The sequence below is a fragment of the Cypionkella aquatica genome (assembly GCF_030161095.1).
Classification (GTDB): Bacteria; Pseudomonadota; Alphaproteobacteria; order Rhodobacterales; family Rhodobacteraceae; genus Cypionkella; species Cypionkella aquatica.
In genome coordinates this window covers 669,336-688,111 of sequence record NZ_BSPP01000004.1, presented here as the reverse complement: position 1 = coordinate 688,111, position 18,776 = coordinate 669,336, and the positions used below count along the sequence as shown (strand labels likewise).

The following is an 18,776-nucleotide window of genomic DNA, read 5'->3' as shown; positions in this document are numbered from 1 at the left end:
CGAAGCCCCGTCTCAAGCTTTCACTTTGGCGCAAATATCCTAGGGGGAGCGAAGCGGGGGGGGGCAAAGCCCCCCACCCGCGCGTCAGCGCTCAAGAAGGATTCTGCGGCACGCGACCATTCAGATCACGCGCCGCAGAATGTCAGCCCTGCGCTTCGTCGCGCTCGTAAGCCTCAATCACCCGCGCCACCAGCGGGTGCCGCACCACGTCTTTCGAGGTGAAATAGTTAAAGGTCACGCCTTTGACGCCTTTCAAAATCCGCTCGGCATCCGCCAGACCCGAGGCGGTGCCGCGCGGCAGATCGACCTGCGTGCGATCCCCGGTAATCACCATGCGGGAGCCTTCGCCCAGACGCGTCAAAAACATCTTCATCTGCATCGTGGTGGCGTTCTGCGCTTCGTCCAGCACGACGAAGGCATTCGACAAAGTCCGCCCGCGCATAAAGGCCAGTGGCGCAATTTCGATCCGCTTATCCTCGGTCAGCTTCTGGATCTGCTTTGCAGGTAAGAAATCGTTCAAAGCATCATACAAAGGCTGCATATAGGGGTCGATTTTTTCCTTCATATCGCCGGGCAGAAAGCCCAGACGCTCGCCAGCTTCAACCGCCGGACGCGACAGGATAATTTTCTCAACAGCGCCCGAGATCAGCATGGTCACGCCGACCGCTACGGCGAGATAAGTCTTGCCGGTACCGGCCGGGCCGATGCCAAAACCCATCTCATTGGCGAAAAGGTTCTTCACATACTCCTTCTGCGCCTCGGTCCGAGGTTCAATTGGCTTTTTGCGGGTGCGCAGCTCTATCCCGCCGCCACCGTTAAACATTTCGATCTGCTCGGTGCCTTCGATTTTGGTATCAGGCATTGGTCGCCCCATGCGCATCGCGCCATCAATATCGCCCGCTTCCACGCCGCGACCGGATTCAAGTCGCGCGTAAAGTGAACGCAAAACCGCGGCTGCTTGCTCGCGCGCGGCCTTGTCGCCGATCACCGAAAGTCGGTTGCCTCGGCGTAGCACATGCACCCCCATCTGGTGCTCGATCTGCGACAAATTCCGGTCATACTCACCGCAAAGGCCGATCAAAAGCCGGTTATCGGGAAATTCGAGGACAGTCTCGACAATATCCTCGGAACGGGTCGGGGGAGTTAGCGCGCTGATGCCCAAAGGGATCTCCTTAGCGGTTCAGATAACGTCTATATGTAGTGTATGCCTGCCAAAGGGTCTGGCAAGAACAACCTGCATGTACTTGATATCAAAGTGATGACAGCGACATCTTTGCGCAAGAACCGGGCAATAAAAAAAGACCCCGGAAATTTCCGGGATCTTTTCGTCACTTTAGCAGTGCCTAAATTACTTGCGGCGCGGAACGTAGGGCACATAATCCCTGATCGGTGCCGAAGCCGTTTGATAATTGCCGATCACGGTTCCTGGCGGATAGTGGTTGTTACAAACTGGCAAACCCGAAACCGGGTCGTAACGGCGGCCAGAATAGCCTTCCACACCATCGTCAATGATCCAGCCTTGGCAACCATCGGGATCATAGGCAATCGCAGCCTCACCCTCTACCAATGGCACTTTATCGCGACCCGAGTCGTGGTTGGTTGCGATCACAGTGTTCGGATCGCGCTGATAGGGTTTCAAGCCACCTTCGACACAAGCGCTGAGCGACAGTGCGGCAAAGGCCAAAAGCGGGAAAAGCGTGTGTTTTGACATGTTCATCACCACTTATAGCAGACGACTTCGACGCGGCGGTTTTGCTGCATCCCGGCGGCGGTTGCATTGGTTGCGCGCGGTTGACGCTCGCCATAGCCGATCTCACGATCCACCATGGCGCCTACAGACCGGGCGACATTTGCCACCGAGGCCGCGCGGCGCTGCGACAGGCCCATGTTGTATTCATCCGAGGCGCGGCTGTCTGTATGACCATAGATTGCATAACCAAACGCGCCTGCGTTCTGGAAGAAATCGGTCAGGTAGCGGCGCCCGTAAGCCGTGAGCTTGGAGCTGTCAGTGGCAAACAGCGTGTCGGTGTTCTGCACAAGGCAGGTGTTGCGCTTGAGGCAAACCGGCTTGCCGGTCTTGGGGTTCACGCGATCAAGCATGTAACCCTCAACACCGCCATCTGCCCACCAGTGCATACAGCCATCATCGTCAACCCAGACGCCCCATTCGATCTTACCGGCGATCTCGGGCGCGTTTTGCGCCATGGCACCGCTTGCCATCATCAGGCCCGCAGCCAATGCTGCCCCCCCGAATGCCATTCGCACTGCTCTGGAAAAACGATCCACTGCTGCAGCTCCCCTTCAACATGTAGAATTCACATAGATATGATCTCAGGTTTGCCGACCACGCTTTGTGAAGTAAAGCAAAATCTATGGGTATAAGGCTTTTTGACGACTAATTGTTGCGTGCTCGTCAATAAAAATGACCCAACGCCACGATTGGCGGCGCGGCGGAAACGATGCCAATTTTACAGCTATTCCGAAATCCGCGCGCCCGCCAAAGAGTTGGAGGACGAAGCTAAGATTCTCACCCGCACCATCTCTCCGACGCGGCCATGCGGGTCGTTTACAAAGACGGCGTGCAGATGATCCGACTTGCCGATCATCTGCCCGGCCTCGCGCCCAGCCTTTTCGTACAGCACGCCAACTTCGCGCCCGACCATCGCCTGTTGCAGCCCGCGCTGTTGTTCGGTGATCAAGGCTTGCAGGATTTGCAGGCGGGCATCGGCGACATCGCCATCAATCTCGGGCTTTTCTGCCGCGGGGGTGCCCGGTCGGGCAGAGTATTTGAAGCTGTAGGCCGCGCCATAATTCACAGCGCGGATCAGCGACAGTGTATCCTCAAAATCCTGATCGGTCTCACCCGGAAATCCTACGATAAAATCCGATGACAACAAAATGTCGGGGCGTACGGCGCGGATGCGTTCGATCAAGCGCAGATAGGATTCGGCGGTGTGCTTGCGGTTCATCGCTTTCAGGATGCGATCAGACCCCGATTGCACCGGCAGATGCAGATAGGGCATCAATTTCGGCTCGTCGCCATGGGCTGCGATCAGATCGTCTTCCATGTCGTTGGGATGGCTGGTGGTGTAGCGGATACGCTCTAATCCATCCACCTTCGCCAATTCGCGGATCAGTTTTGAAAGCGTCCAGCCGTCACCGTGATAGGCGTTGACATTCTGGCCCAGCAAAGTCAGGTCGCGCACGCCTTTTTCGACCAAGCCACGCGCTTCGGTCAGGATGCGCTGCGGGTCACGCGAGACTTCCGCGCCGCGCGTATAAGGCACCACACAGAACGCACAAAATTTGTCGCAACCTTCCTGCACGGTCAGAAAGGCCATCGGGCCGCGGGTGGCTTTGCGTTCGGGCAGCAGATCAAACTTATCTTCCAGCGGGAAATCGGTATCGACCTGCGGCGTGCCAGCGCGCGCCATTTCGGGCAGGCGGTGATAGGATTGCGGACCAACAACGAGATCAACGATCGGCGAGCGCCGCATGATCTCGGCACCTTCGGCTTGTGCCACGCAGCCTGCGACGCCGATTTTCACATCGGGCCGCGCCGCTTTCAGCTTTTTCAGTCGCCCCAGATCGGAATACAGCTTTTCGCCGGCCTTTTCCCGAATATGGCAGGTGTTCAGCAACACCATATCGGCATCTTCGGCGCTGTCGGACAGCACATAGCCATCCGCACCCATAGCTTCCGCCATACGCTCGGAATCATAGACGTTCATCTGACAACCATATGTCTTGATGAAAAGCTTCTTCGGATCGGCCATAGCGCACCTCGGGTTGGCTTGGCACTTATGCCAATCCGCTGCCTTTCGCAACGCCGGGGCTTGCGTTGCATGGATTGTTAACGGATTCTGCCGCAAACAAGCCAAAGGCAAATGGGCAGGGCATGAAATACACGTCGCTTAATCAGTTTCTGTCCGAAGCAAAGAATGTCTTGGCGAAGGGCCCGCTGGCGATGGTTTTCGCTGAAGACGCGGTTGAGGTTGATACCACCATTCGCCACCACCTTGGAGCAGGCTTTTCGCAGGTTCTGCTGTTCGCCTCGGAAGGCATCGTCGTCTCGGCCGAACTTGAGGCCACCATCCACCGCATCCCCTATGAAACCCCCACGGTCGAGCTGCTGGTTGACGCGGTGAACAAGGTGATCGCGGCGGCTCCGGGCCTGTGGATGTATTACTGCTACAATGCCGAGTATCTGTTCCACCCGTTTTGCGAGACCCGCAATATCCGCGAGATGTTGGCGTTTCACACCGAAGAACGTCGTGATGCAGTGTTGTCTTACGTCGTCGATCTCTACGCGGATGATCTGAACAGCTTTCCCAACGCAGTATCGCTGGATCGCGCCCATCTGGACAAATCTGGTTATTACGCCTTGGGTCGCCCCGATGTCGCCAACCACAACTATCCCAAAGAACGGCAGTTGGATTTCTTTGGCGGCCTGCGTTGGCGGTTTGAAGAACATATCCCGGTGCCGCGCCGTAAGATCGACCGAATTGCCTTGTTTCGTGCCAAGCCGGGGCTGGTGCTGCGGCCGGATTTCACCTTTTCGGATGAAGAGTACAACACCTATGCTTGCCCTTGGCATCACAATATCACCACTGCCATTGTAAGCTTTCGCACCGCAAAAGCTTTGCGGTCGAACGCCGGATCGCGGTTTGATATTGTTGATTTCAAATGGCACAACTCGACCGCCTTTGACTGGCACAGCCAGCAATTGATGGATCTGGGATTGATGGAACCGGGCCAGTGGTTCTAAGTGAAAGGCCATAGGGTGACGCCCAAGCAGCGCATGGATGATGGCATTGCGACCGCAAAAGCCTTGGTCGCGTCGGGGGATTTGGCGGCGGCGGAGATAGTGCTGGATGGGTTGGCGGCTGATCCGACGATCATCGCCTTGCCTGCACAAACCGTGATTGGCCTGCCGCGCCGTCTGCATGCTGCGCGGCTGCATCTGGCAAAGGCCAAAGGTGATGTGGTGGCGCGGGCCGGCTATCAGTTTCATCTTGTGCCGCCATCCGAGATACTGGCGCCGCTGTTCCAGTTCTCAACCGCGGAGCAACGCGCCATCACAGACGCCAACCGCGCGGCGGTGCCACGCATCATCCATCAGATCTGGATCGGCAATCTGCCCGTGCCCGCAACGGTGGCTGCGTGGCGAAATCATGCGGCGGCGCAGGGCTACCGCTATCGGCTGTGGCAAGAAGACGATCTGCAGCGGCTGGGCTTGTCTGACCTGCCGGTGTATGCGGCGATGCTAGCGCGGCGGGATTATCCGGGCGCGGTCGATGTTGCCCGCTATGCGATTCTGGCGGCAGAGGGCGGAATCTATCTTGATTGCGATTGGTTCCCGGCGCGCGACGACATCGGCTTTCACGATCTGTTGCCGCTGACAGGCATGAGCGCGTGGCCAGAGACCGTGCCGCGCCAAACCGGGATTGGCGGGCTGTTGCTGGCCAATTCATTTATCGCCACCCCACCAAACCACCCCGCCTTGCATCGACTTAACCAGCGTTTGCCGCAAGTTTTGGCTTTGTTGCCGCAGGCGCCAGCCTGGTGGTCCACAGGGCCGTTGGTCTTTACATTGGCAACACGCGGCGGATCGGTCAGTGTTGCGCCGCAAACACTGGTTGCCGGGGCGTTGCCGGATCGCGCAGATGTCGCAGATGTCGAGGCATTGCGCACCCAGATCCATCAAGCCGATGGCGGGCTGCTGATCGCGTGGAAGTCATGGTAAGCGGATAAGCTCTGGCAGACCGACCCAACGGCAGCCGGGATGACCAACCGTCAAGGCGAACAAGCGCGCCAGAAAGCCCCAGACCTGCGCATCGTGCACAAGGTGATGCGTCAGCACGCCGATCGGCTGGTCGCCTCGGGTGATGGCGGCTGCAATCTCGTCCATCAGCACCGCATCTGGCCGCCCCATGCGCCCGCCGCGCCAGTCGATCACATCAACATGGGTGTTGATCAACGGCAGCGCGGCTTGCCGTTCGGGGCCAAATACTGAAAGCGCCTGAAAGCCGATACCGGGCAAGCCTGCCACCACATCGGGGCTGATGCGGTTCCACGGCGGCACCAGCACCGGGGTGAAATGTTGCTGGTATTGCTGCGACAGTCGCACAAATCCACGCTCAAGCTCGGCCAAGACTTGCGGTATCGGCCGGTACGCGCCCAGTTCCTGCTTTTTCTCAAACTCTGGGGCATAGTTGCGATGCGACCAGCCATGCACGGCAACCGACACGCCTGCGGCTTTTTGCAGCCGCGCGGCCAACGCGGCACCCGCATCGGCAGGAATAACCGCCAGTGTGACAGGGACGCTGGAGGCTTCGGTAACGCCCAACAATTGATCCAGTGCCACACTGGGCGCTCTCGCATCGTCATCGCGCAACCACAGCCGCGCCGGGTTTCCAGCAGCTGCCCTTTGATCCAATGCGTTTTGCAATGCCTGCGTCATACGGCAACCTTTACCAATGTTTGCAAAACGGTGCTAAGGCGGTGCGCGGCCCCCGCCAGCGCATGATCGCGCAGAACCCGAACGCGTGCGGCCTGACCCATGCGGCGCTGCAAGTCAGGATCACGCAACAGCCGGGCAATGGCCGCCGCCGCCGCCGCATCATCGCCTTCTGCTGTCAGAAATCCGGTTTCGCCATCTGCAACCACCTCTGGCACCCCCGCCACGCGTTGCGCCACCACTGGAACGCCAGCCGCCTGAGCCTCTAGATACGCAAGGCCGTAAGCCTCTCCGCAGCCCGGCCAGACATAGGCCCAAGCCTGCGAAAGAAGTGTCGCGATCTGCTGCGGAGGTTGCTCGCCCAGCCAATTTACTCGATCCGCAGGCAGACCCCTGAACATCGCGCGTACTTCGTCGCAAAGGGGTCCCCCGCCGACCACAGCAAGCCGCCATTCCAGATCACTCGGCAGCAAGGCCAAAGTTGCCGCAAGCCTGCGATAACTGTCAGCCTTATCGCCTTGGCGCATCATCGCCACCGTGACCAGATGGCCAGGTTGCGGATTTGGCGGGGCTGCGAAAGCATCGGTCTGGATGAACGGCGCAAACCTAGCAAATCGTGCGCTTGGGGTGGCCAGTTGCAAACCCGCCGCATCGCGCGCGGTCAAGCACAAATTCAGGCTGGCCTGCTGCACACCTTTTTCAACCTGGGCCTGCATCTCGCTCCAGATCCCCAGATTGCGCCGCGCAGAGATCGAAGTTTCAATCGTGACATAGGGCAGGCCAAATTGTTGCGCGAGGGTTGGTCCCAGCAGATCGGGCGCCTTGTAATAGGGATGATAGCACAGCCACAGATCGGGCGGGCCGCTCTTGGCCCAATCCGCACAGATCCGGTCTTGCTCCAGTTTGGCCGCTGCCTGCAAAGCTGCCCAACCGGTCACATCCTGCGCGTCGCCCAGATAGGCGCGTAAATCAGACACCAGATCGACATGATGACCCGCAATATTCAAGCATTGCGTCAGCAGTTGTGCCATCAAACGATCCCCCGAAGGCACCGGATGCGTCGGGGCCTTCAAAGGCGCGTAGAAGGCGATCCGCAGGCGGCGTTCAGGGCGCGTCATGGGCAATGATCCGGCTGGTTTGCAAGCAACACCCACAGGTTAAGCGCAAAGCCGGCGCAGGGCGACCGGAATCGTAGTGATCCGGCAGGTTGCCGCATCCTTGACAGGCCTGCCAAACTGCCCCATCTCGGAACCACCCTCAGCCATGGCGGATCGCCCCTTGCCCCATTCGATGCTTTTGCAAAACATCACCAGTCGCAAGGCCCGTGTCGGGGTGATTGGTCTGGGCTATGTCGGCTTGCCATTGGCAATCACCGCAGCGCGGGCGGGCTTCCATGTCACGGGATTTGACACCGATCCCGGCAAGATTACCGCCGTCGATGCGCGCAAAAGCTATATCGAGGCGGTGCCAGATGCAGTGCTGGCCGAGCAGGTTGCAGCCGGGCGTTTCACCGCCACCGCTGATTTCGCGGGACTTGGGTTCTGCGATGTCATTGTGATCTGCGTGCCAACCCCGCTGACCCGCCACCGCGAGCCTGATCTGTCTTTCATCACCCGCACCTGCGACGACATCGCCAAAACCTTGCGCCCGGGTCAGGTGATCGTGCTGGAATCGACGACTTATCCCGGCACCACCGACGGCCCGGTGAAGCGAATCCTAGAGGCTGGCGGTTTGGTTTCGGGCCAAGATTTCTACCTTGGGTTTTCGCCTGAACGTGAAGATCCCGGCAACCGGGCCTATGACACCTCAACCATTCCCAAGATTGTTGCGGGCGATGGTGCGGCTGCGGGTGTGTTGGTTGCAGCTTTTTATGCCGCCGTGGTAAAAACTGTGGTGCCGGTATCTTCAACCGCCACCGCCGAGGCCGTCAAGCTGACGGAAAACGTGTTTCGCGCCGTCAATATCGCTTTGGTCAACGAGTTGAAGGTGATTTACGAAGCGATGGGCGTCGATATCTGGGAAGTCATAGAGGCCGCCAAGACAAAGCCTTTCGGCTATATGCCGTTCTACCCCGGCCCGGGTTTGGGCGGACATTGCATCCCGATTGACCCGTTTTATCTTACGTGGAAAGCCCGGGAATATGACATTCCCACCCGCTTCATCGAACTTGCGGGTGAGATCAACGCGGCGATGCCACGCCATGTTGCCAGCCGTCTGGCCGAGGCGTTGGATCTTCACTCTGGCAAAGCGCTGAGCCGATCCAACGTGCTGGTGATCGGTCTGGCCTATAAGAAAAACGTGCCGGACATTCGCGAAAGCCCATCGCTGAAACTGATCGAGCTGATTGAAGAACGTGGCGGGCAGGCCAGCTATCACGATCCTTTCGTGTCCGAAATTCCGAAAACGCGGGCTTATGGCGCGTTGATGGGGCGCCGTTCGGTGCCGCTTGATTCGTGCACGATCCAGTCGTTTGATGCAGTGCTGATAGCCACCGACCATGACGGGCTGGATTATGCCTTGCTGGCAGCACATGCGCCGCTGATCATCGACACCCGCAACGTCTTTGCCCGCCATAACATCGCGGGCAATCACATCGTCAAAGCGTAATCGGTCTGGCACAGCCAAACTCAGGCACATCCAAACCAATAAACCGGAAGGTCGCCCGATGTCCCGTCTGGATCTGTTCGTTGACCGCATCACAGCGCAGCGCGACATTCTGAACCTGATTGCCGCGCAAAGTCTGCTGCCGGATGGCGGTGCGATCCTTGAGATCGGGCTGGGCAATGGCCGCACCTACAGCCATCTTCTCGAAGCCTTTTCTGGGCGGCGCGTCATCGTGTTTGATCGCGCCGTGGCGTCGCATGGCACATCTACGCCCCCCGCCGCTGACCTGATTCTCGGCGAGATTTCGCAAACCGCAACAACCTATGCCAAAGCGGATGCCGCAATGGTGCATGCCGATATTGGGACCGGCTATGCTGATAAGGATGCCGGTGTACAGACGTGGTTGCCGCAGCTTTGCGTCGATCTGCTGATGCAGGGTGGCGTCGCCGTCAGTGGTTTGCAGCTGGTGCATCCGCGACTGAAGCCGCTGGATATGCCATCTGGCATTGGTCGCAATCTTTACTTTGCATACCGCAAGCAAGGCTAAGGCTCCGTCATGTTGCACAGGGTGGCAGTGCTGGCTGATGCACATTTTCACGACACGACGGGCGATTTTGGCCTAGTGATCGAGGGCGCAAACCGCGCGATGCGCAGCTGGGCCGATACGAGGACGGCAGCGCGGGCGTTTAATGAAAGCGCGGGTGCCCTGACTGCGGCGCTTGAAAAGATCGCAGCGGCAGGGGTGCGCCATGTCGTCTTGGCGGGCGATTACAGCGATGACGGGCAGGTCGAAAATGTTCGGCGGCTGGTCGCTGTGCTGGACCGGTTCGAGGCTCGGCACGGGCTGCGCTTTTACGCGATACCCGGCAATCACGACCTTTACGGCCCGCATGGCAAACACGTCACCAGCCCCTATGTCAGCGCGCCGGGTGAAACCGTCACTGTGTCCAGCGACCCGATCTATGTCAGCGACCATCCGGCCATTCTGTCACCCGCGATGCGCTGTGCCGGGCAACCAGAGGCGCTGTTGCCGATTGCGCGGTTTGGGTTGTTTCGACAGCCAGATTATCTGCATTGGGAAACCCCATTCTCGGCCAGCGACCAGATCGAAAGCCGGATGTATCGCGCCCAGTCTGCCGACGGCAGTGTTACGCAGACCCTGATGGATGCATCCTATCTGGTGGAGCCAGAGCCCGGCCTTTGGCTGTTGATGCTGGATGCCAATGTGTTCGAGCCGTGCGGTGGTCGGCATGATGCCACACGCAAAAAGGCGTTTCTCGGCCCATCAGATGCGGGCTGGAATGCGTTGCTGCGGGTAAAGCCGTTTCTGCTGGCGTGGATCACCGATGTCACGTCGCGGGCGCGGGCGCTTGGGAAAACCTTGCTGACGGTGTCGCATTATCCAGTGTTGGACCCGTTTCAAGATGCGGCGCAGTCTGAGCATGCGCTGTTCGGCCCAACAAGCAACACCCGGCGCACGCCGGGGCCAGAGGTGGCACAGGCCCTGATCGCGGCCGGATTGCGCTGGCATATCGGGGGGCACATGCATGTCAACGCGACCAACCATCTGGTGACAGAAGCGGGTGCGCTGACAGATATTTCGATGCCCTCGCTTGTGGCGTTTCCGCCTGCGTTCAAGATCATCCAAGCCGATGCAAAAACAGCCACCGCGCAGACCATCACCCTGAATGAGCTGCCGCCAGACCCCAAGATTTCGGCCCTGTATCAGGCCGAGGGGCGGCAAGGACCGCCGTTGCCATTCGGGACCTTTCTTGCCGCGCAGAGGCGGGCGAATGTAACAGAGCGACGGTTGCAGTATGACTGGCCTGCCGAGATTGCGGGCTTGCTGACCGGAAAAGACGCGCGATTTTTGCTTGAACTGGCGGGTATCAGTGCCGAAGATTTTGCGCTGCGGCATGGGCTTGCCGCGCAAAGCCTTGTTGATTACCCGCTGTCGGAGCTGATCATCGATGCCTACCTGATCAAAGTCGCTGGGCCTTTGGCAAAAAACTGGATTACGGCGGAGCGACTTGCAGGTTACCGCGCCATTGCCGCTGCTTTTGGCGACCCCGCAGCCGATCCGCGCCAAGGTGCAGCTGCTTTCCTGTGGCGGTTTCTATCGGTGCTGCAAACCTCGCTTGATCGGATGCAGGCCGATGACACCGCGATCATCCCGGCTGCGGCAGACCCGTCGCCCGCCGCGCCACCACGATATCCAACGGCTGACTAAGGCCCCTGATTTCAACTGTGCGGGGAATCGTGGTTTCATTCGGCTGTAGGCCGGAGAGCTTTAGCGCATAGGCAGAAACCGCAGCCTGAACGCCCAGTTCCTTGGTGGCGCTTTCCAGACGGCTGGCGATGTTTACAGTCTCGCCCAAGGCGGTCAGCCGCGCCACCGATTCCGTGCGCTGCACCGAGCCGATCCGACCCAGAATCGCCGGGCCAGAGTGAATACCGATCCCCATGGCCAAAGGAATACGCAACTCCTCGTGCAGGCTTTGATTCAAACTGTCCAGCACCCCACTCATCGCGCGGGCAGCTGCGATGGCTTGGCGCGCGCCATCACTTGGGGCTGCATCCATGCCAAATATCGCCATGATGCCATCGCCCATGAATTTATCGACAAAGCCGCCGCTGTCTTCGATCGCTTCGGCCATGCGGCCCAGAAACTGGTTCAGCACGAACACGACATCGAACGACAGACGGCCTTCCGACATTTTGGTAAAGCCGCGCAAATCGCAGAACAACAGCGTCACCTCGCGCTCGACCCCCCAATGGTATTTGTCGAAATCGCCGGTCCGGCCTTGCTCCAGATTGGCGGGCAGCAGGGTTGAGATCATCACATCCGCCGTGGGCCGCAGCTGACAGCCCAAGCGCACATTCGCGGGCGCACCCACCCGCCGCAACACCTGCTGTTCGGTTGCCGAGGGCGCCGGCAGTTGGTCGAACCCCTCTAGCACCCGCACCCGACAGGTTGAACACCGCGCCCGACCGCCGCAAACCGACGCATGCGGGATGCGGTTGGCCTGACTGATCTCTAGCACCGACATGCCACGCGATGCCGTGATGGTCGGGCCGTAGGCATAGCGCACCGTCACCCGCGCGCCCATCTGGTTGGCCACCAATAGCAGAAACCAGATCGCCATGCCTGTCATCAGGATGAAGAAGTAGGCGTAGGGCCATTCGACCAACCTGCTTTGGATCAAGGCGTATTGTTCGGGTGTGAATGGGTTGGACCCGCCACCGCGCAGCCGTTCCAACCGCCCGGCAGAGACATAGCCCGCGTAGCCCAGCGTTGGGATCAACACCGCCAGCCCGTAGACCGCCCAAAGGTTGCGACGATACCACGGCCTCGGCGACAGCCACATATGCAGGCCGATACAGCCATGCACCCAGACAAGGGTGACCAGCAGGGCCAGCCGCACCGCCTCGCCGGGCCACATCGCTCGCAACGCATAGGCATATCTGTCAGCGATGCCAAAAAACTCATGCACGCCGCGTGTGCCCAACACATGCCGGATCAGCAGAATCGGAATGAGCAAGCCGAACAGCAATTGCACAACACCCCGCAAGCCAATCCGCCACGTGCGCAGATAGATAAACCGCCACATGCCAAGACAGAAATGCACCAAAGCCGCGGCGCACAAGATCAGCGTGCCAAGTGTGCTGCGGGTGACGGCAAGTCGAAGATCCTGCCCCGCCTGCATCGCCTCAAGCGATACCAACCCCAGCGCGTGATTCAGCAAATGCAGCGCAGCAAAACCGAACAGGATCAGTCCCGACCACAACCGCAGCACGCTGGCACTTGAGCGCAGTCGCTGGGCGAGCCTGCGCCAGCCGTCTGGCCGGGCGTGCATGTCGCCAACTCGGCTCAGATCGCTCATGCCAAAACCACAAGGTCGACGGGTGCGCTCAAGCCCTTCACGACCACGCCGTCCCGCCGCAGCACCGCCGGATTGGCATAGCCCTGCGCTTCAGCGCGGGCATGGGTGATGGCATCGGTCAAAGCGCGGGTATGTTGTGCCTTGTTGGCGCTTTCCAGCTTTGAGGCGAGATTGACCGCATGGCCAATCACGGTAAATTCGTAGCGCCCCTGCGAGCCTACGATCCCCACCGTTACATCCCCCGACGCGACGGCGACGCCAACCACAAAACGGCCGGGCCAGCCCAGCGCGGCGAATTCATCTTGCCGCTCGTCCAACGCAGCGATCAAGGATGATGCCGCCTGCAATGCATCTGCCGCATATGTCTCGCCATGCTGAAGCGCCCCGAAAGTCACCAGAATTCCATCGCCCATGAATTTGTCGATCTGGCCGTGTTGCTGCTCGATCACCGTCAAAACGATCTGCTGATAGTGCTCCAACACCCGCATCACCGTCGCCGGCGGCAGGCTAAGCGCCGTGGTGGTAAAGCGGCGCACATCGACAAACATGATTGCCGCCGAACGCACTTCGCTTTGGCCACTGGCGGGCATCTGCGCCGATTGTGTGATCAGATCGGCCACTTCGGGTGCGAAAAATTGGCTGAGATCATCGGCAGCGGCATGGCTTTGAATGGCGTCAATCAGCACAGATCGCGCCTGAAACAGCGCAAAGGTCAAAATCAACGTGACACCCAGCAGCGTCATAACCTTATCAATCTCCGCCCCGATCAGGATGGTGTTCGAGGTCAGGTATTCAACATAATTGCGGGTGATGTGCATGTCGCCCATGTCATAAGTCAGCGCATAAAGCACCATCAACACCCAGCCTGAAGCTGCAATCAGCCCAGACATCAAGACATAGCGCGGATCAAATCGCAAAGCCCGCAAGGCAATGAAAAAGAACAGATAAATCATCGTTGGAGATTTCAGATAAAACGCAGGCGGCTGATTATACTGGATGTGAAACGAAAAGATCATGCCGCACAGCAAGCCCACGTCGACCACCATCGACAGCAGCAGATACCAACCGGGCAGCACCATGCGATACGACAGGAACACCCTGAAAACCGTGAAGACCAGATAGGCTGCCAGCGTCATCGGCACAAAGTTTTCGCCAAAACCGCCCTCGGCGCGCGGGGCGATCCAATAGAGCGCGGTAAAAAAGCCCACGATGCCAAGCTGCGCCCAACTTATGGTTTGCTCGGCTGCGGTTTCACGCCGATCAATCTCGGCCATCACCCGGGCCGGCACGGATTCGCCATACGGCCCGCCCGTCCATAGATAAACCAGAAAATCCCGGATGGAGGAGAAATTAGATTGCACGCAACTGTCCTTATTCCCCCATGCGAACGCGAATATGGGAAAGATGCTGCTCTTAGCGGGTTTCACTGTCACAAAAAAGAAGCATTTCCACAACGCTGTCCAAGCTGGCGAAACCGTGAACAGCGGTAGACTAAAGGTCAATCACCTGAAGCTCTCGACCGCAGAAGGCACCGGCGAATTGCGCCTTGGCGTCCTGCTCGATCTGCAAGAGATCTGCGTCGCTGCGGTGAAAACTGTGGTGGATAAAGCCGACCTGTTTTGCACCCGCCGCTTGCGCCAACCGTACGGCTTGCTGCCAGCTAGAATGGCCGAACCCCTTGTAGGTCGCCATCTCGGCATCGGTAAAGGTCGCGTCATACAGAAACAAATCCACCTTGTCGATCAACCGCAACACGGCAGGATCGAGCACACCCGGCTCATGTTCGGTATCGGTAATAATCGCAATCGAGCGGCCACCAAATTCAACCCGGTAGCCCACCGCATTGCCGGGATGGTTCAGCAAGCCGGTCTGGATATGCACACCGGGATGCGGCGTCAGCACGTCACCAACCTTGAAATCGCGCGCATCAATGCCCGCGCTGCAGTAATCCGGCCCAATCGGGAAAAACGGATCACGCATGAATTCTTTCAACATTTGCCGCGTCGTCATCGCAGCGCCCATGTGGCCCGACCACAGCCGCAGCTGCGACTGCTTGCAATACAGCGGTTTGAAGAACGGCAGACCGCAGATATGGTCGTAATGGGTATGAGTGAAAAACAGCGTCACATCCCTGCAACCCTCGGCCGCCATAGCCGCCCCCGCCGAAAGCGCTCCGCTGCCCGCATCGAACATCATCACATCATCGCCGCAGCGCATTTCGATACAGGTGGTGTTGCCGCCAAATTCCACAAATTGCGGCCCGCTAACCGAAAGGCCGCCACGTGTGCCCCATAGCTTCAGCTGGAACTTGGCACGTTCAGTCATACGAAAGGCAAGCCCAAAAGCTGCCCTCCGCCATGCCTTACGCACAAGCCAGAAGCTTTTTCATCACCGCACGTCGTCAAGATCAGAGTCCCCAGATCGCTGATACTTTTAGGATAGGAAGCATCTTGGCCAGATGCGAGTCCCGATTGCACAACTGAACAAAAGAAAAGCCATGCTTGTCCGCATTACCGGCAGCTCTTGTCCAAATCATGGCAGGCTGGGCTGTCTCAACGCTTGGACAGTTCGGCAACCCGGCTGCGCGCCTCTGACAGTTCCACCGTGGTCTGGCTAAGACGGTCGGCCAGAACCCGCACAACCTCAATGGTCATTTCCGGGAAATCCGACATCAGTTTGAAGAAGTTTTCCTTGCTGATCCGCAAAGCCTCAACTGCCGTGGCTGCCTTGACGGTGGCGGTCCGGGCCACATCGCACAGGATAGCGATTTCACCGACGATGGCGTTTTCTTCAAGATCAGCGACCTTGATCTGCCCGGTGGGGCCATCAACGATTACATCTGCGTGCCCCGACAGCAACACAAAGGCAGCGTCACCCGCATCACCCTGACGACACAGCACATCGCCCGAACGGTAAGAAACCCGTTCAGATGTGAAGGCCAAAAGCTTTAGCTTTGCAGGCGAAACTCCCGCAAACAATGGCACTTGTTTCAGCATTTTGACTTCGTCATTCAGTAACACGTCGCGACCTTCCCATTGCTGCACCTGCTGGATAGGCCAAGCTGCCACGTCACAGTTTTGTGACCACTTGCAACCTGACTATGCAGATATCAGATCCTTGAAGATACCATTCTTTTGTAAAAGTTCTGCATGAGGGCCTTCTTCAACCAATCGGCCACGCTCGAAAACCGCGACCCGGTCGAACAATCGCGCAAATTTCGCATGTGAAATCACCCAAGCAACCGCTGGCGCGCGACCGTCCCTGCGCAAATATTTCAACGCCGAAATCAGGACCTGTTCTTGCGTGCGGGTGTCCAAAGCCGACAGCGGGCGGTTAAACAAGTAGAAATCCGAGCGCCGGATCAACGCCCGCGCCAGCGCCAGTTTCTGGCGCTGCACCGAGGTCAGCCGCTTGCCACCCGCCCCGATGTGGAAATCCAGCCCAATGGAGAGCAAGGTTTCATAGATGCCCAGATCACGCAGCACGCCACCTGCAACCGCATAAATCCGCTCCACCCCATCACGGTATTTCTGGCTGATGCGTCCGAACAGCATGTTGTCCAGCAATGTGCCGGAAACCATGTATTGCTCGGGGTCGTAAAGCTCGATTGCGTCTTTCAGGTTGGCTGGCAGCCCGCCGTGGAAATCCGTGCGGAAATCGACGATGCGGGTCATCAGCTCGGGTGTCAGCAGACCAAAACGGTGCCGGGGTTCGATATAGTCAAAGCTAAGCCGGATCATCATGGCACGGTCGGATTCGGTCACGCTGGTGGCGCTTTTATCCAGCTTTTTCAAAACGATACTGTAAACGGGGATATCATCGGCCCGCATAAAGGTCAGTTGCTGAAAGAACGGATGGTCGGGTGGCAGATCGCTGAACAGTTCGATCGCGTTGCGTGCAATCTCGGTGCCGACGGCAAACAGAGCATCTGCCAGACCGCGCTGCTTCAAGAGACTCAGGAAATATGGATTGTTGATGATCGCCCCGGCCATCAGTTCCGGCGTGCGTGCGTTGCCAAACAGCAAATTCTCGATCACCGTGGCTTCAGTGTTGTAAGTGCCCGGCTCGAACGGTTCGATCAAACCGTTCAGATCCTGCTGGGTGAGCGCGTCACGCAGGATGCGGCGCATCTCGACGGTTTTGGCCTTTAGATCGCCATGCTCTGCCAAATTGACGTGCGACCTTAGTGCCAGATCGAACATGTCGCGCGTCAGCGCCACTGCATCCAACGCCGCATAAACCGACGGCATCAAGGCGGTCATATCGGCGGCACCCTGATACTCAAAGTCGATCCAATCCGAGTGAATGTCGAATTCTGGATTGCCCGCCCACAGCGCCTCGCGCTTCTCCCACTGACGCTGCGTCAGCGCAGCACCTTCAAATACCAGATCGGTGATCGGCGCGTGCTTCAACCCGTAAAGCAAGTTGTCTCGCACTGTTCCGAAGAAAAAATAGGCATCGGTCCCCGCATAGGTGATGGAACGGCCTGAAAGCGATTCGGGCAAAGCGTGCAAATCCGCCGCGCCGATGCTGATTTGGCCGTGGGTCGGCCAAACGATGCGCGCCATCACTTCGGCCATTACATCGGCACCCGAACCTGCATTGCCGATGATCGCCACCGACTCTCCGGGCATCAGCGAGAAGTTGACGCGGTCCAGCCCCACAGCGCCAGTGTCATCGGTCACCCCCAAATTTACAGCGGCCAGCGGCCCGGTCAGCTTGCCATCAGCGCGCTCGGTCGAAACTGCCTGTATCTCAGGGTCAATCAAACCATCCACGGCAAACTGCCCGATGACCTGATTGTACTTGATCTGCACATCCTGACGGTTCTGATCCCAGTCGATCAATTCTTTCAGCGGGCCGGGCAAATCTTTGTAAGCCCCGATCACCGCGACCAACTGGCCAATATCCAGCTGACCTTGCAAGGCCAGATAGCCGCCGATGCTGTAAAACAGGAATGGCGTCACCGAAGCGAGGAAGTTGTTGATGAACTTCACCATGAACTTCCACTGATAAATATCAAAGCGAATTTTATAGATCCGCCCGAGCCGCGACGCGATGTCCGCCCGCTCGAAATTCGAGGTGTCGTAAGAGTGGATCGTATTGATGCCGTCCACGATCTCGCTGACGCGGCCCGCCAATTCGCGGGCGGTCAGCTGCCGCTCTCGACCCAACACCAGCAAACGCCGCCGCATTCGGGGGATGATCAGTGCCTGCACCGCGACCAGGGCGGTGGTGATCAACCCAAGCGGCACGCTTTGCACAAAGATGAAGGCCAGCGCCATGATCGCCTGCCCGCCCAACAGCGCGGGAGCCACAAAAGCATCTCCGGTAAAGCCGCCCAAGGGCTCGACCTCGTCCTTGACCATGCTTGAGATTTCGGCCCCCTTCAGCCGTTTGAAGGTAGAGGGGGGAAAGCGCAGAATGTGATCCACCAGCGTAAAGCGAATCCGCCGCAGCAGCCGCTCGCCCAATCGGCCTTTGTAGGTATTGATGTAATATTTGAAGAGCCCGTTGACGATCACCAACAGCAAGAACACACCGCTAAGCGCGAAAAGCGTGTTCAATCGATCCAGCTGCACGCCGTCAAACAGGGACACTGTGCCAAACCACGGCACATCAAATGAGATTTGCATAAAGGTTTGCATGGCAGCAGGATCGGCAAAGCCATCACCTTGAATAGGTCCGTTCACAATCTGCTTGGGCAGGTTCAGCGACAGAAAATACGGAATCATCGACGCCGCGACCACCGCCAGAACCCAAAGCTGCTGCCGCTTTGTGTGGGTCCAGATGTAGCGTGAGATGTTGGGGTCCAGCATGGCCTTAAA

General features: G+C 58.5%; 16 protein-coding genes. 5 read left to right on the top strand and 11 right to left on the bottom strand.

Going from position 1 to position 18,776, the window contains the following annotated elements:
• Positions 1-142 precede the first annotated feature (142 nt).
• From QQJ98_RS06770 to miaB, 4 genes are all read right to left on the bottom strand, one after another.
• Positions 143-1,162, bottom strand: coding sequence for a PhoH family protein (locus QQJ98_RS06770; RefSeq protein ID WP_284324566.1), 1,020 nt, complete (start codon positions 1,160-1,162; stop codon positions 143-145).
• 186 nt (positions 1,163-1,348) lie between these two features.
• Positions 1,349-1,711, bottom strand: a complete 363-nt coding sequence (locus QQJ98_RS06765; protein WP_284324565.1) for a hypothetical protein — start codon at positions 1,709-1,711, stop codon at positions 1,349-1,351.
• Positions 1,712-1,716: 5 nt separating this feature from the next.
• Positions 1,717-2,259: an OmpA family protein gene (locus QQJ98_RS06760; RefSeq protein ID WP_284324564.1), complete on the bottom strand. Its 543-nt coding sequence runs from the start codon at positions 2,257-2,259 to the stop codon at positions 1,717-1,719.
• A gap of 215 nt (positions 2,260-2,474) precedes the next feature.
• The gene (miaB, locus tag QQJ98_RS06755; protein ID WP_284324563.1) at positions 2,475-3,776 is read right to left on the bottom strand and encodes a tRNA (N6-isopentenyl adenosine(37)-C2)-methylthiotransferase MiaB; all 1,302 of its coding nucleotides are present in this window, start codon (positions 3,774-3,776) and stop codon (positions 2,475-2,477) included.
• Positions 3,777-3,898: 122 nt separating this feature from the next.
• Here miaB and QQJ98_RS06750 point away from each other — a divergent pair, with 122 nt between their 5' ends.
• Complete coding sequence (locus tag QQJ98_RS06750; protein ID WP_284324562.1) at positions 3,899-4,768, top strand: hypothetical protein; 870 nt, start codon at positions 3,899-3,901, stop codon at positions 4,766-4,768.
• Between the two features lie 15 nt (positions 4,769-4,783).
• Positions 4,784-5,746, top strand: a complete 963-nt coding sequence (locus QQJ98_RS06745; protein ID WP_284324561.1) for a glycosyltransferase family 32 protein — start codon at positions 4,784-4,786, stop codon at positions 5,744-5,746.
• On the opposite strand, the gene QQJ98_RS06740 is transcribed toward QQJ98_RS06745, so the two are convergent.
• Both QQJ98_RS06740 and QQJ98_RS06735 read right to left on the bottom strand, forming a co-directional pair.
• Positions 5,738-6,463: a polysaccharide deacetylase family protein gene (locus tag QQJ98_RS06740; protein WP_284324560.1), complete on the bottom strand. Its 726-nt coding sequence runs from the start codon at positions 6,461-6,463 to the stop codon at positions 5,738-5,740. The genes QQJ98_RS06745 and QQJ98_RS06740 overlap by 9 nt on opposite strands.
• The gene (locus tag QQJ98_RS06735; RefSeq protein WP_284324559.1) at positions 6,460-7,578 is read right to left on the bottom strand and encodes a glycosyltransferase family 4 protein; all 1,119 of its coding nucleotides are present in this window, start codon (positions 7,576-7,578) and stop codon (positions 6,460-6,462) included. Before QQJ98_RS06735 ends, QQJ98_RS06740 begins: the two co-directional genes overlap by 4 nt.
• A 145-nt stretch (positions 7,579-7,723) precedes the next feature.
• Between QQJ98_RS06735 and QQJ98_RS06730 the strand changes: the two genes are divergently transcribed.
• The 3 genes from QQJ98_RS06730 to QQJ98_RS06720 are packed head-to-tail and all read left to right on the top strand — an operon-like array spanning position 7,724 to position 11,294.
• Positions 7,724-9,067: a nucleotide sugar dehydrogenase gene (locus QQJ98_RS06730; protein WP_284324558.1), complete on the top strand. Its 1,344-nt coding sequence runs from the start codon at positions 7,724-7,726 to the stop codon at positions 9,065-9,067.
• A 58-nt stretch (positions 9,068-9,125) separates the two neighbouring features.
• The gene (locus QQJ98_RS06725) at positions 9,126-9,611 is read left to right on the top strand and encodes a class I SAM-dependent methyltransferase (protein WP_284324557.1); all 486 of its coding nucleotides are present in this window, start codon (positions 9,126-9,128) and stop codon (positions 9,609-9,611) included.
• A 9-nt stretch (positions 9,612-9,620) separates the two neighbouring features.
• Complete coding sequence (locus QQJ98_RS06720) at positions 9,621-11,294, top strand: metallophosphoesterase family protein (protein WP_284324556.1); 1,674 nt, start codon at positions 9,621-9,623, stop codon at positions 11,292-11,294.
• Here the strand turns inward: QQJ98_RS06720 and QQJ98_RS06715 are convergent.
• The 5 genes from QQJ98_RS06715 to QQJ98_RS06695 form a co-directional block, all read right to left on the bottom strand.
• Entirely contained in the window at positions 11,233-12,948 is a 1,716-nt protein-coding gene (locus tag QQJ98_RS06715; protein ID WP_284324555.1) for an adenylate/guanylate cyclase domain-containing protein, read from the bottom strand. The two genes, QQJ98_RS06720 and QQJ98_RS06715, sit on opposite strands and share 62 nt — an antisense overlap.
• On the bottom strand, positions 12,945-14,309 hold the full coding sequence (locus QQJ98_RS06710) for an adenylate/guanylate cyclase domain-containing protein (RefSeq protein WP_284324554.1): 1,365 nt from the start codon (positions 14,307-14,309) through the stop codon (positions 12,945-12,947). The genes QQJ98_RS06715 and QQJ98_RS06710 overlap by 4 nt, the downstream gene beginning before the upstream one ends.
• Before the next feature lie 130 nt (positions 14,310-14,439).
• Positions 14,440-15,273, bottom strand: a complete 834-nt coding sequence (locus tag QQJ98_RS06705) for an MBL fold metallo-hydrolase (protein ID WP_284324553.1) — start codon at positions 15,271-15,273, stop codon at positions 14,440-14,442.
• 227 nt (positions 15,274-15,500) lie between these two features.
• Positions 15,501-15,968 (bottom strand): cyclic nucleotide-binding domain-containing protein, encoded by a 468-nt coding sequence (locus QQJ98_RS06700; protein ID WP_284324552.1) that lies wholly within the window; start codon positions 15,966-15,968, stop codon positions 15,501-15,503.
• A gap of 78 nt (positions 15,969-16,046) precedes the next feature.
• Positions 16,047-18,767 (bottom strand): ABC transporter transmembrane domain-containing protein, encoded by a 2,721-nt coding sequence (locus tag QQJ98_RS06695; RefSeq protein ID WP_284324551.1) that lies wholly within the window; start codon positions 18,765-18,767, stop codon positions 16,047-16,049.
• Positions 18,768-18,776: the final 9 nt, after the last annotated feature.